Origin of the sequence: Streptomyces uncialis, assembly GCF_036250755.1 — a bacterium.
Lineage (GTDB): Bacteria > Actinomycetota > Actinomycetes > Streptomycetales > Streptomycetaceae > Streptomyces > Streptomyces uncialis.
In genome coordinates this window covers 7,454,156-7,466,862 of the sequence record NZ_CP109583.1, presented here as the reverse complement: position 1 = coordinate 7,466,862, position 12,707 = coordinate 7,454,156, and the positions used below count along the sequence as shown (strand labels likewise).

At 71.8% G+C, this 12,707-nt stretch carries 8 protein-coding genes; 6 read left to right on the top strand and 2 right to left on the bottom strand.

Going from position 1 to position 12,707, the window contains the following annotated elements; translation table 11 throughout:
- Positions 1 to 240 precede the first annotated feature (240 nt).
- Together OG711_RS31245 and metH are read right to left on the bottom strand one after the other, a co-directional pair.
- Positions 241 to 939 (bottom strand): HAD family hydrolase, encoded by a 699-nt coding sequence (locus OG711_RS31245; protein ID WP_266513605.1) that lies wholly within the window; start codon positions 937 to 939, stop codon positions 241 to 243.
- A 254-nt stretch (positions 940 to 1,193) separates the two neighbouring features.
- On the bottom strand, positions 1,194 to 4,715 hold the full coding sequence (metH, locus tag OG711_RS31240; RefSeq protein WP_073792269.1) for a methionine synthase: 3,522 nt from the start codon (positions 4,713 to 4,715) through the stop codon (positions 1,194 to 1,196).
- A gap of 476 nt (positions 4,716 to 5,191) precedes the next feature.
- On the opposite strand from metH, the gene OG711_RS31235 reads away from it, so the two are divergent.
- The 6 genes from OG711_RS31235 (at position 5,192) to OG711_RS31210 (ending at position 12,645) form a co-directional block, all read left to right on the top strand.
- Positions 5,192 to 5,959, top strand: a complete 768-nt coding sequence (locus tag OG711_RS31235; RefSeq protein WP_073792270.1) for an IclR family transcriptional regulator — start codon at positions 5,192 to 5,194, stop codon at positions 5,957 to 5,959.
- 526 nt (positions 5,960 to 6,485) lie between these two features.
- On the top strand, positions 6,486 to 7,256 hold the full coding sequence (locus tag OG711_RS31230; RefSeq protein ID WP_266513612.1) for an MIP/aquaporin family protein: 771 nt from the start codon (positions 6,486 to 6,488) through the stop codon (positions 7,254 to 7,256).
- Between the two features lie 93 nt (positions 7,257 to 7,349).
- The gene (gene glpK / locus OG711_RS31225; protein ID WP_073792272.1) at positions 7,350 to 8,933 is read left to right on the top strand and encodes a glycerol kinase GlpK; all 1,584 of its coding nucleotides are present in this window, start codon (positions 7,350 to 7,352) and stop codon (positions 8,931 to 8,933) included.
- 66 nt (positions 8,934 to 8,999) lie between these two features.
- Complete coding sequence (locus OG711_RS31220) at positions 9,000 to 10,619, top strand: glycerol-3-phosphate dehydrogenase/oxidase (RefSeq protein WP_073792273.1); 1,620 nt, start codon at positions 9,000 to 9,002, stop codon at positions 10,617 to 10,619.
- Positions 10,620 to 10,780: 161 nt separating this feature from the next.
- On the top strand, positions 10,781 to 11,839 hold the full coding sequence (locus tag OG711_RS31215; protein ID WP_073792274.1) for an LLM class flavin-dependent oxidoreductase: 1,059 nt from the start codon (positions 10,781 to 10,783) through the stop codon (positions 11,837 to 11,839).
- Positions 11,840 to 11,940: 101 nt separating this feature from the next.
- Positions 11,941 to 12,645, top strand: a complete 705-nt coding sequence (locus tag OG711_RS31210) for a FadR/GntR family transcriptional regulator (protein WP_329561854.1) — start codon at positions 11,941 to 11,943, stop codon at positions 12,643 to 12,645.
- The last annotated feature ends 62 nt before the right edge of the window (positions 12,646 to 12,707 follow it).

Genomic DNA, 12,707 nt, shown 5'->3' with positions numbered 1-12,707 from the left:
CCGTCCCGTACCGGGGCGGTACCGGCACGGGGCGGGCCCCCTGTCGACCCCCCTAGGGGTGGCAAAGCTCACACGGGAGACTTGAGTGCGGAGCGTCCGGGGCCGCGTGGGGTGAGACGCAATTCACCCGAACCGGGCGGCGGGGCCGCACAGTTGGCGGGTCACGGGTACGGAGGAGCACCCCGCCGGACGGGATGCCCACGAGGGGCGGGGCCGCTGATCAGACGCGGTGCGGGCCGGTCAGTTGAGACTCATCAGACCGTGCAGGAACGGCAGGTTCACCTGCTCCAGCGAGGTCACCACGGTCCGCCCCGGGCTCGCCTCGATCGGTGACACGGAGGGCACCGCGACGACCCGGCAGCCGGCCGCCTCGGCGGCCGTGACCCCGGTGACGGTGTCCTCGACGACGGCGCAGCGCGCGGGTTCGGCGTTCAGCCCGGCCGCGGCCAGCAGATACGGGTCGGGGAACGGCTTCGTGCGCTCCACCTCGTCCCCGGCGACGGTCAGGGCGAAGTTGGCGTGGCCGAGCGAGTGCAGGACGCGGTCGATGATGCGGCGGTGGGACGCGGAGACCAGGGCGGTGGGGACGCGGTGGGCGGCCAGTTCCGCGAGCAGCCGGGCGGCGCCGGGCATCAGGGGCAGGGCGCGGCCGATACGGCGCTCGAACTCGTCGTTGAGCAGGACGGTGAGCTCCGCGAGGGTGATGTCCGCGCCGGTCGCCGTGATGAGGAAGCCCGCGCTGCGGGTCATGGGGCCGCCGACCACGACCTGCTGCCACGCGTCGTCCAGCCGGTGCCCGAGCCCGGCGAAGACCGCGACCTCGGCGTCCCACCAGAAGCCCTCGGTGTCCACGAGAGTGCCGTCCATGTCGAGGAGGACGGCCTGGAGCGGGGAGCCGTCGGCGGATCTGGTACCGAGGGCGGGAACCGTACTGGTCATCCGGGCACACCTCCATGAGGGACGAAGAGGCCGACCGCCGCTCCCGTGGGAACAGCAGCCGGCCTGCGCTGGACCGACCAGTGTACGACTTGGCGGCCGGAATGGCTCTGCGAACGGTGCGGCTTCCCGGCGGGCGGGGCCGCGCCCGTCACGGTGACGGTCCGGGGCGGGCGGGCGCCCGGGACACCCGGGGCCGGGCCGTCACCCGTGACTGCCGGGGCAGGTGGCCACGGGTGACCGCCCGGCCCCGGTGGTCACCGTGCGTTGAAGTACTTCGCCTCCGGGTGGTGGATGACGATCGCGTCCGTGGACTGCTCGGGGTGGAGCTGGAACTCCTCGGAGAGGACCACCCCGATGCGCTCGGGGTCCAGCAGCCGGGCGATCTTCGCGCGGTCCTCCAGATCGGGGCAGGCACCGTAGCCCAGCGAGAAACGGGCACCCCGGTACTTCAGGGCGAACATGTCCTCGACGTCGGAGGGGTCCTCGGCGGAGTAGCCCAGCTCGGAGCGGACCCGGGCGTGCCAGTACTCGGCGAGGGCCTCCGCGAGCTGGACGGAGAGACCGTGCAGCTCCAGATAGTCGCGGTAGGCGTTGGCCTCGAAGAGTTCGGCGGTGGCCTCCCCGATCCGGGAGCCCATGGTGACGACCTGGAGGCCCACCACATCGGTCTCGCCGGACTCCTCGGGGCGGAAGAAGTCCGCGAGACACAGCCGGCGGCCACGGCGCTGGCGGGGGAAGGAGAAGCGGGTGCGCTCGTTGCCCTCGTCGTCCAGGATGATCAGGTCGTCGCCCTTGGAGACACAGGGGAAGTAGCCGTAGACGACGGCCGCCTCCAGCAGGTTCTCCGTCTGGAGCTTGTCGAGCCAGCCGCGCAGCCGGGGGCGGCCCTCGGACTCCACGAGCTCCTCGTACGTGGGGCCGTCGCCCTTGCGGTTCTGCTTGAGGCCCCACTGGCCCTTGAACAGGGCGCCCTCGTCCAGCCAGGAGGCGTACTCCTTGAGCTGGATGCCCTTGATGACCCGGGTGCCGAGGAAGGGCGGGGTGGGCAGCGGGTTGTCGGTGGACACGTCCGAGCGGACGGTGCCCTCCTCGGGCTGCTCCTCCACGGCGGGCGCGGCGGTGGCGCGGACCCGGCGCTGCTTCAGCTCGGGCAGGGTCGCGCCGGGCACCCCGCGCTTGACGGCGATCAGGGCGTCCATGAGGCGCAGGCCCTCGAAGGCGTCACGGGCGTAGCGGACCTCGCCCTGGTAGATCTCGTGGAGGTCCTGCTCGACATAGGCGCGGGTGAGCGCCGCGCCGCCGAGGATGACGGGGTAGTCGGCGGACATCCCGCGCTGGTTCAGCTCCTGGAGGTTCTCCTTCATGATCACGGTGGACTTCACCAGGAGGCCGGACATGCCGATGACGTCGGCGCGGTGCTCCTCGGCGGCGTCCAGGATCGCGGAGACGGGCTGCTTGATGCCGAGGTTGACGACGTTGTAGCCGTTGTTGGACAGGATGATGTCGACGAGGTTCTTGCCGATGTCGTGGACGTCGCCGCGAACGGTGGCGAGCACGATGGTGCCCTTGCCGTCGGCGTCCGTCTTCTCCATGTGCGGTTCGAGGTAGGCGACCGCGGTCTTCATCACCTCGGCGGACTGGAGGACGAACGGCAGCTGCATCTGGCCGGAGCCGAACAGTTCGCCGACGACCTTCATCCCGTCCAGCAGGGTCTCGTTGACGATGTCGAGGGCGGGGCGCTCGGTGAGGGCGGCGGCGAGGTCGGTGTCCAGGCCGTTCTTCTCACCGTCGATGATGCGGCGCTTGAGCCGCTCGTCGAGGGGCAGCGCGGCGAGCTCCTCGGCCTTGCCCTCCTTCATCGACTTGGTGTCGACGCCGTCGAAGAGTTCGAGGAGGCGCTGAAGGGGGTCGTAGCCCTCGGCGCGCCGGTCGTAGATGAGGTCGAGGGCGACCTTGACCTGCTCCTCCTCCAGCCGGGCGATGGGCAGGATCTTCGACGCGTGCACGATGGCCGAGTCGAGTCCGGCCTTGACGCACTCGTCGAGGAAGACGGAGTTGAGGACGAGCCGGGCGGCCGGGTTGAGGCCGAAGGAGATGTTCGACAGACCGAGGGTCGTCTGGACGTCCGGGCGGCGCCGCTTGAGTTCCCGGATGGCCTCGATCGTGGCGACGCCGTCCTTGCGGGACTCCTCCTGACCGGTGCAGATGGTGAAGGTCAGGGTGTCGATGAGGATGTCCGACTCGTGGATGCCCCAGTTGCCGGTGAGGTCGTCGATGATGCGTTCCGCGATGGCGATCTTCGTCTCGACGGTACGGGCCTGGCCCTCCTCGTCGATGGTGAGGGCCATCAGGGCGGCGCCGTGCTCCTTGGCCAGCGCGGTGACCTTGGCGAAGCGGGACTCGGGGCCGTCGCCGTCCTCGTAGTTCACGGAGTTGATGACGGCCCGGCCGCCGAGCTTCTCCAGGCCCGCGCGCAGCACCTCGACCTCGGTGGAGTCGAGGACGATGGGCAGGGTGGAGGCGGTGGCGAAGCGTCCGGCCAGCTCGGCCATGTCGGCGACGCCGTCCCGGCCGACGTAGTCGACACAGAGGTCGAGCATATGGGCGCCCTCGCGGATCTGTTCGCGGACCAGCTCCACGCAGTCGTCCCAGCGGCCGTCGAGCATCGCGGTGCGGAACTTCTTCGAGCCGTTGGCGTTGGTGCGCTCGCCGATCGCGAGGTACGCGGTGTCCTGCCGGAACGGCACGGTCTGGTAGAGCGACGCGGCGCCGGGCTCGGGGCGGGGCTCACGGCCGGGCGGGGTGAGGCCGCGGACGCGTTCCACGACCTGGCGCAGATGCTCGGGGGTGGTACCGCAGCAGCCGCCGACGAGGGACAGTCCGTACTCGCGGACGAACGTCTCCTGGGCGTCGGCGAGTTCGGGGGCGCCGAGCGGGTAGTGGGCGCCGTTCTTGCCGAGGACCGGCAGTCCCGCGTTGGGCATGCAGGACAGCGGGATACGGGAGTGGCGGGCGAGATAGCGCAGATGCTCGCTCATCTCGGCGGGGCCGGTGGCGCAGTTGAGACCGATCATGTCGATCCCGAGCGGCTCCAGGGCCGTGAGCGCCGCGCCGATCTCCGAGCCGAGGAGCATGGTGCCGGTGGTCTCGACGGTCACCGAGCAGATCACCGGCAGATTGGCGCCGGTGGCCTCCAGGGCACGGCGGGCGCCGAGCACGGCGGCCTTCGTCTGGAGGAGGTCCTGGGTGGTCTCCACCATGAGGGCGTCGGCGCCGCCCTCGATCATGCCCTCCGCGTTGCTCTGGTAGTAGTCGCGCAGGGTGGTGTACGCGGCGTGGCCCAGGGTGGGGAGCTTGGTGCCGGGGCCCATGGAGCCGAGGACCCAGCGCTGCTGACCGGTCGACGCGGTGAACTCGTCCGCGACCTCACGGGCGATACGGGCCCCGGACTCGGACAGTTCGTGGACCCGCTCGGGGATGTCGTACTCGGCGAGCGCGGCGAAGTTGGCGCCGAAGGTGTTGGTCTCCACGCAGTCGACACCGACGGCGAAGTACTCCTCGTGGACCGACCGGACGATGTCCGGGCGGGTGACGTTGAGGATCTCGTTGCAGCCCTCAAGGTCTTCGAAGTCCTCAAGGGTCGGGTCCTGTGCCTGGAGCATCGTGCCCATCGCGCCGTCGGCGACGACGACTCTGGTGGCGAGTGCTTCGCGCAGGGCGTCGATGCGGGTACGGCTGTCAACGGGCGCGGTCGGCGGGGTCGGCGACGAGGCCATGTAAGGGCTCCCTGGTTGCGACGGCTGTCGGCTTTGCGGCTCCTCCGGGAAGGCGCACCCGCCCAGGGTAGCGGGGCCGCCGCCCGGTGCGCCCGTAGCGTCCAGGGGGCGGACCGGTTCGTGGCGGTTCGCCCCGCGACCGCCCCGGGCGCACGGGTCCCGGTCCGGTCCCGCGGGTGCGCGGGGCGGCGGGGCGCGCGGGGTCGTGCGCGCTGGGCCGGGTGAGCGGTCCCGCTGGGCCGCCCGGGTGGTTTCGCAGCGCGCGGGCGGCCGGGGGCGGCGGAGCGGGGGCCGTTCGCCGGGGCGGCGCGGACGGCGACGGCGGCGAATGTGCCCGGAGCGGCGCCGCGGGTGGAAACATACGCTCACCGCCCGGAGGCAATCGGTCGGCAAGGACCGATACTGTTCAGCATTGCCGAACGCCCTACGGCATGTGGTCGGCGTGGAGCACCCAGAGGACGCAAGGAGGCGCGGCGATGGCGAAGAACATCCAGTCGCTCGAACGGGCCGCGGCGATGTTGCGTCTGCTCGCGGGCGGTGAGCGGCGGTTCGGCCTGTCCGACATCTCCTCCTCGCTGGACCTCGCGAAGGGCACCGCGCACGGCATCCTGCGGACCCTCCAGGCGGAGGGCTTCGTCGAGCAGGACCCCGCCTCGGGCCGCTATCAGCTGGGCGCCGAACTGCTGCGCCTGGGCAACAGCTACCTCGATGTGCACGAGCTGCGGGCGCGCGCCCTGGTGTGGGCGGACGACCTGGCCCGCTCCAGCGGGGAGAGCGTCTACCTGGGGGTGCTCCACCAGCACGGCGTGCTGATCGTGCACCATGTCTTCCGCCCGGACGACAGCCGTCAGGTGCTGGAGGTGGGGGCGATGCAGCCGCTGCACTCCACCGCGCTGGGCAAGGTCCTCGCGGCGTACGACCCGGTGGCGCACAGCGAGGCGCTGGAGGCCGACCGCAAGTCGTTCACGGCGCGGACGGTGAGCGAGCCGGACGCCTTCGAGGAGACCCTGGGGCTCACCCGCGCGCGCGGGTACGCGTCCGACGTCGAGGAGACCTGGGAGGGCGTCGCGTCGGTCGCCGCCCCCATCCACGACCGGCGCCGGATGCCGGTCGGCTCGGTGGGGATCACCGGTGCCGTGGAGCGGGTGTGCGGCGAGGACGGCGAGCTGCGGCCCCAGCTGATCGCGGCGGTACGCGCGTGTGCGCGGTCCGTCTCCCGCGACCTGGGCGCGGGCCGCTTCTAAAGCCTGCCGGCGGCCGGTCGGGCACTCGTCCGGGTCCTGGCCGCCCGTCCGGTTCCTGGCCCGCCGCGCCCATACCGCACCGCACCTCCGCCGGGGTGCCCTGGTCCGGGGTGCGCCGTGCCCTTCCGCGCCCGCGCCGCCCCGCGTAATCCGCCACCCCGCTGATCCACCGCCCCGCTGATCCGCCACCCCGGGTTCCGCGCTGCCCGGCGACGGCTTCGGCCGCTTCCTGCCGTCGTCCTGCCGTGTCGTGCCGCGTCCTGCCGTTAGTTCTTTCGCGCGCTCGTACGCCCGCGCGCGCGAAGCGGGCCCGCCAAGGGTGCGCCCGGGGCCGATCGGGGCCGTCGGGGCCGCCCGGGGCCGATCGATAGGCGGCCGCGATCAGTAACGATCGTGTTCTCGATTACACAACCCTTGACTCGCCGGTAACCCCAGGGAAAGACTCCCGTCCATCGGTCGGCATTGTCGAACACCTAACGGCAATACGCGCTAGAGTGTGGCGACACAAGCAACAAAGGAGTCGCGGGTGTCCACCTCCGACATCTTCATCGGCGAGACCATAGGAACCGCCGTCCTCATCCTGCTCGGCGGCGGGGTCTGCGCCGCCGTCACGCTGAAGCATTCCAAGGCCCGGGGCGCGGGCTGGCTGGCCATCACCTTCGGCTGGGGCTTCGCGGTCCTCACCGCGGCCTATCTGGCCGGCGGCGTCTCCGGCGCCCATCTGAACCCGGCCGTCACCCTCGGACTCGCCGTGGAGGGCGGGACGGAATGGGCCGATGTCCCGGTCTACCTGGGCTCCCAGCTCCTCGGCGCCATGATCGGCGCCGTACTTGTGTGGATCACGTACTACGGGCAGTTCCGGGCCCATCTGACCGACCCCGAGATCGTCGGCACGCCCCCGGCCCCCGGTGACAGCGGCCCCGGCCCGGTGCTCGGGATCTTCTCCACCGCTCCGGAGATCCGCAACGCGGTGCAGAACGTCACCACCGAGGTCATCGCGACGGTCGTCCTGGTCCTGGCGATCCTCACCCAGGGCCTGAACGACGAGGGCAACGGCCTCGGCGTCCTCGGCGCCCTCATCACCGCCCTGGTGGTCGTCGGTATCGGTCTGTCCCTGGGCGGCCCCACGGGGTACGCGATCAATCCGGTGCGCGATCTGGGCCCCCGTATCGTCCACGCCCTGCTCCCCCTGCCCCACAAGGGGGGCTCCGACTGGAGCTACGCGTGGGTGCCGGTGGTGGGTCCGCTGATTGGCGGGGTACTCGCGGGCGGTATCTACAACATCGCCTTCACTTAAGGTCACCGCCGACCACCGCCGCGCACCACGACCCGCGCGCCCCACCGGCCCGAGCGACCCGCTCGCGGCCCCGGAATCCCCAGGAGCAGACCCGTGACCGACGCCACCACCTCCAGCGCCCCCGCCCAGGGCGAGGGCGCCCACTCGCACGGCACCGGCCCGTTCATCGCCGCGATCGACCAGGGCACCACGTCCAGCCGCTGCATCGTCTTCGACCGTGACGGCCGGATCGTCTCGGTCGACCAGAAGGAGCACGAGCAGATCTTCCCCAAGCCGGGCTGGGTCGAGCACAACGCCACCGAGATCTGGACCAACGTCCAGGAGGTCGTGGCCGGAGCGATCCGCAAGGCCGGGATCACCCGGGACGACGTCCTGGCCATCGGCATCACCAACCAGCGCGAGACGACCCTGCTGTGGGACCGGAACACCGGTGAGCCGGTGCACAACGCGATCGTCTGGCAGGACACCCGTACCGACGGGCTCTGCAAGGAGCTCGGCCGCAACGTCGGCCAGGACCGCTTCCGCCGCCAGACCGGGCTGCCGCTGTCGAGCTACTTCGCCGGGCCCAAGGCCCGCTGGCTGCTCGACAACGTCGAGGGCCTGCGCGAGCGCGCCGAGGCGGGCGACATCCTCTTCGGCACCATGGACTCCTGGGTCATCTGGAACCTGACCGGCGGGACCGACGGCGGCCGGCACGTCACCGACGTCACCAACGCCTCCCGCACCATGCTGATGAGCCTGCACACCATGGAGTGGGACCCCTCCATCGCCGCCTCCATCGGGGTGCCGATGGAGATGCTCCCCGAGATCCGCTCGTCGTCCGAGGTCTACGGCGAGGTCAAGGGCGGCTCGCTCGGCGAGCTCCTCGGCGGTATCCCGGTCGCCTCGGCGCTCGGTGACCAGCAGGCGGCCCTCTTCGGCCAGACCTGTTTCAGCGAGGGCGAGGCCAAGTCGACGTACGGCACCGGCACGTTCATGCTGATGAACACCAGCAACAAGATCATCAACTCGTACTCGGGGCTGCTGACCACCGTCGGCTACCGGATCGGCGACCAGGAGCCCGTCTACGCGCTGGAGGGGTCGATCGCGGTCACCGGGTCGCTCGTGCAGTGGATGCGCGACCAGATGGGGCTGATCAAGTCCGCCGCCGAGATCGAGACGCTGGCGTCCTCCGTCGAGGACAACGGCGGCGCGTACTTCGTCCCCGCGTTCTCCGGGCTGTTCGCCCCGTACTGGCGCTCCGACGCGCGCGGTGTGATCGCGGGCCTCACCCGGTACGTCACCAAGGCGCACATCGCGCGCGCCGTCCTGGAGGCCACCGCGTGGCAGACCCGGGAGATCACCGACGCGATGACCAAGGACTCCGGTGTCGAACTGACCGCGCTCAAGGTCGACGGCGGAATGACCTCCAACAACCTGCTGATGCAGACCCTCTCGGACGTCCTGGACGCACCCGTGGTGCGCCCGATGGTCGCCGAGACCACCTGCCTCGGCGCGGCCTACGCCGCCGGCCTCGCCGTCGGCTTCTGGCCGGACACCGACGCGCTGCGCGCCAACTGGCGCCGGGCCGCCGAGTGGACACCCCGCATGGACGCGGACAAGCGGGACCGCGAGTACAAGAGCTGGCTCAAGGCCGTCGAGCGGACCATGGGCTGGATCGAGGACGACGAGAGCTGACAGGACAGCGGCGCCGCCGACCCACCGGCGGCGCCGAGCACGAGAGCTGACGAGGAGCACCACACCATGACCACCCAGCCCAGCAGCCCCGCCTACCCCACGCTCGGGCTGCATCCCTCCGCCGGTTCCCACCCGGGCCGCGCCGAGACCCGGGAACAGCTGTCCAGGGCGACGTACGACCTGCTGGTCGTCGGCGGCGGCATCCTGGGCATCTCCACGGCCTGGCACGCGGCCCAGTCGGGGCTGCGGGTGGCACTGGTGGACGCCGGTGACTTCGCGGGCGCCACCTCGTCGGCCTCGTCCAAGCTGCTGCACGGCGGGCTGCGCTACCTCCAGACGGGAGCCGTGAAGCTCGTCGCCGAGAACCACTTCGAGCGGCGCGCGGTCTCCCGTCAGGTGGCGCCCCATCTGGCGAACCCGCTCACCTTCTACCTGCCCGTGTACAAGGGCGGACCGCACGGCGCCGCGAAGCTCGGCGCGGGTGTCTTCGCGTACTCGGCGCTGTCGGCGTTCGGGGACGGCGTCGGCCATCTGCTGTCGCCCGCGCGGGCCCAGCAGGACGTGCCGGAGCTGCGCACGGAGAACCTGAAGGCCGTCGCCGTGTACGGGGACGGGCAGATGAACGACTCCCGGATGGCCCTGATGACGGTCCGCGCGGCCGTCGAGGCCGGGGCCGTCGTCCTCAACCACGCCGAGGTCACCGGACTGCGCTTCACCCGGGGCCGGGTCACCGGAGCGGAGCTGAAGGACCGTCTCGACGGCACGGAGTTCGGGGTCGACGCACGGCTGGTGCTCAACGCGACCGGCCCCTGGGTGGACCACCTCCGGCGGATGGAGCACGCGGGCGCCGACCCGTCGATCCGGCTGTCCAAGGGCGCGCACGTGGTCCTCAAGCGGACCTCGCCGTGGAAGGCGGCCCTCGCCACCCCCATCGACAAGTACCGCATCACCTTCGCCCTGCCCTGGGAGGACATGCTGCTGCTGGGCACCACCGACGAGGCGTTCGAGGGCGACCCGGCGGACGTGTCCGCGACGGAGGGCGACATCACGCAGATCCTCGACGAGGCCGCGTTCTCCGTCCGCGACCAGCAGCTCGACCGCGATCTGATCACCTACTCGTTCGCGGGGCTGCGGGTGCTGCCCGGCGGTCCGGGTGACACCTCCAAGGCCAAGCGGGAGACCGTCGTCAGTGAGGGCCGGGGCGGGATGCTGTCCGTCGCGGGCGGCAAGTGGACGACGTTCCGGCACATCGGGCGCACCATCGTGAACAAGCTCGCCGTGCTGCCCGGACGGCCGCTCGGCGAGGACATGGAGCCCATGTCCTCGCTCCCGAAGCGGCTGCCGCTGCCGGGCGTCGCCAACCCGCAGGCGGTCGCGCACCGGCTGCTGGTGGACGGCGGGACCCCCGGCCCCCGGATGGCCGCCGACACCGCGAAGCACCTGGCCACCCACTACGGCTCGCTGTCCTTCGAGATCGCGCGGCTGGCCAACGAGGACCCCGCGCTGGCCGCGCGCGTCCACCCGGACGCGCCCGAGATCTGGGCCCAGGTCGTCTACGCCCGCGACCACGAGTGGGCCGAGACCGCGGACGACGTGCTGCGCCGCCGCACCACCCTGACCATCCGCGGCCTGGCCACCGACGAGGTCCGCGCCGGGGTGGAGAAGATACTCGGCGGCGACCGCTAGGAAGACGTCCGGGGACAGCGGCCCCCGCGCACGACGACGGTCAGGGCGGTCGGGAAGGCCTGTACGGGCTTTCCCGACCGCCCTGACCGTCTCCCGGACCCCTGGGACCCCTGCCACATCACGTACACACGCCCGCAACGTCCCGCGGCGACAGTGGTCGTATGAAGTTCCAGGTGCTCTCCATCGTCGGCCACGCGCCGCACCCGCTGACCGGTGAACTCCTCTCCCCCGCCGACCGGTTCGACGAGGTGCTGGACGCCGGGGTGGCCGCCGAACGGCTCGGCTTCGACGCCTACGCGATCGGGGAACGGCACGCGGGCGCGTTCCTGTCCTCCAGCCCCACCGTGCTGCTGGCGGCGCTCGCCGCGCGGACCAGCCGGATCAGGCTGCTCACCGGGGTGACCGTGGTCGCGATCCTCGACCCCGTACGGGTCGCGGAGGACTACGCCACCCTCGACCAGCTCTCCCGGGGCCGGATCGAGCTCGTCATCGGCAAGGGCGCCGAGGCGGGCCACTTCGACCTGTTCGGACTGGACGAGGAACGGCAGTGGGACCTCCAGAAGGAGAAGTACGAACTGCTGCGCCGGCTGTGGCGGGAGGAGGGCGTCGACTGGGCGGGCGAGTTCCGGCCCGCGCTGAAGAACGTCACCACCGTGCCCCGCCCCTACGCGGGCCCCCCGCGCGTCTGGCACGGCTCCGCCACCAGCCTCAACTCCCCCGAACTCGCCGCCCGGCACGGCGATCCCCTGTTCACGGCCAACGCCGTCCAGCCGCGCGCGGCGTACGTCCGGCTGATCGACCACTACCGCGAACGCTTCGCGGCGTACGGGCACGACCCCGCGCGCGCCCATGTGGCGGCGGGCTCCGGCGGACTGCTGATAGCGGACACCCATGAGCGGGCCGTGTCCCGGTACAAGGAGCTGTACGAGGCCCGGGTGCGGCAGAACTTCAAGCCCCGGCTGGAGGGGAAGGCGGGCTACAACACGCCCTTCCGGACCATCGAGGACGCCATCGCGGACGGCCCCCAGCTCATCGGATCGCCGCAGCAGATCATCGACAAGATCCTCGGCTACCACTCCGCGTACCGGCACGACCTCCAGTCGGTCACCGTGGACGGTTTCGGTCTCTCCCGGGGCGAGCAGATCGAGACGCTGGAACGATTCGCCGAGGAGATCGCCCCGGTGGTCCGCCGGGAGGCCCCTTCCACGCTGTGGGAATGACCGCGCGGCCCGGCTCGTCGCGGGCCGCGCCACGGTTCTGTCCACGTCGTCCCCACACCCTGGCCGTCCACCGCGCGGGACGGCCGCGAGGCGAGGTCCCCATGGCGGTCACCGACGTGGCCATCGAGAAGATCAAGAGCATGATCGTCACCGGTGCGCTGCGACCCGGGGACCGGTTGCCCCCGGAGAGTGAACTGGCGGGCGCGCTCGGTCTCTCCCGCAACTCGCTGCGCGAGGCGGTCCGGGCGCTGTCCCTGATCCGGGTCCTCGACGTCCGGCAGGGCGACGGCACCTATGTGACCGGCCTCGGCCCGGAGCTGCTGCTGACGGCGGTGGGGTTCGCCGTGGACCTCCACCCGGCCCACACGGCCCCCCAGTTCCTGGCCGTGCGCCGCATCCTGGAACCCGCCGCGGCGGCGCTGGCGGCGGCCCGGATCACCGAGCCCGAGCTCGACGCCCTCCACGCGCTGCTGGACGTCCCGGCGGACACCGTGCCGGAGGCGGAACTGCTCGCCCGTGACCTGGAGTTCCACCGGAGGATCGCCCGCGCCGCGGGGAACCCGGTGCTCTGCGCGCTGCTCGACGCGCTGTCCAGGACCGCTCCCCGGACCGGCCCTGCCGCCACCGGCCACGGCGTGGCCGCGCACGCCCTGCGCGAACACCGGGCGATCCTCGCGGCCCTGCGGGAGCGGGACGCCGAGGCGGCCAGGTCATGGGTGTCCGTCCACCTGGCGCCGGTGGCTCAGGAGCCGGGTTCCGCTTCCGTGACGGGCTCCCTCCCCGGAGCGGGTGTCACGGGCCGTTGACCGGGGCAGTGTCCGTTCACTCCCCCGTGCGAGGGGGCTGCGGAGGGCCCCCTCGATGGCCG

Excerpts from the sequence above, each read along its gene's own strand:
- OG711_RS31245 (WP_266513605.1), bottom strand. The coding sequence starts at position 939 with ATGACCAGTACGGTTCCCGCCCTCGGTACCAGATCCGCCGACGGCTCC.
- OG711_RS31210 (WP_329561854.1), top strand. The coding sequence starts at position 11,941 with ATGGCGGTCACCGACGTGGCCATCGAGAAGATCAAGAGCATGATCGTC.
- OG711_RS31220 (WP_073792273.1), top strand. The coding sequence starts at position 9,000 with ATGACCACCCAGCCCAGCAGCCCCGCCTACCCCACGCTCGGGCTGCAT.
- OG711_RS31235 (WP_073792270.1), top strand. The coding sequence starts at position 5,192 with ATGGCGAAGAACATCCAGTCGCTCGAACGGGCCGCGGCGATGTTGCGT.
- OG711_RS31215 (WP_073792274.1), top strand. The coding sequence starts at position 10,781 with ATGAAGTTCCAGGTGCTCTCCATCGTCGGCCACGCGCCGCACCCGCTG.
- metH (WP_073792269.1), bottom strand. The coding sequence starts at position 4,715 with ATGGCCTCGTCGCCGACCCCGCCGACCGCGCCCGTTGACAGCCGTACC.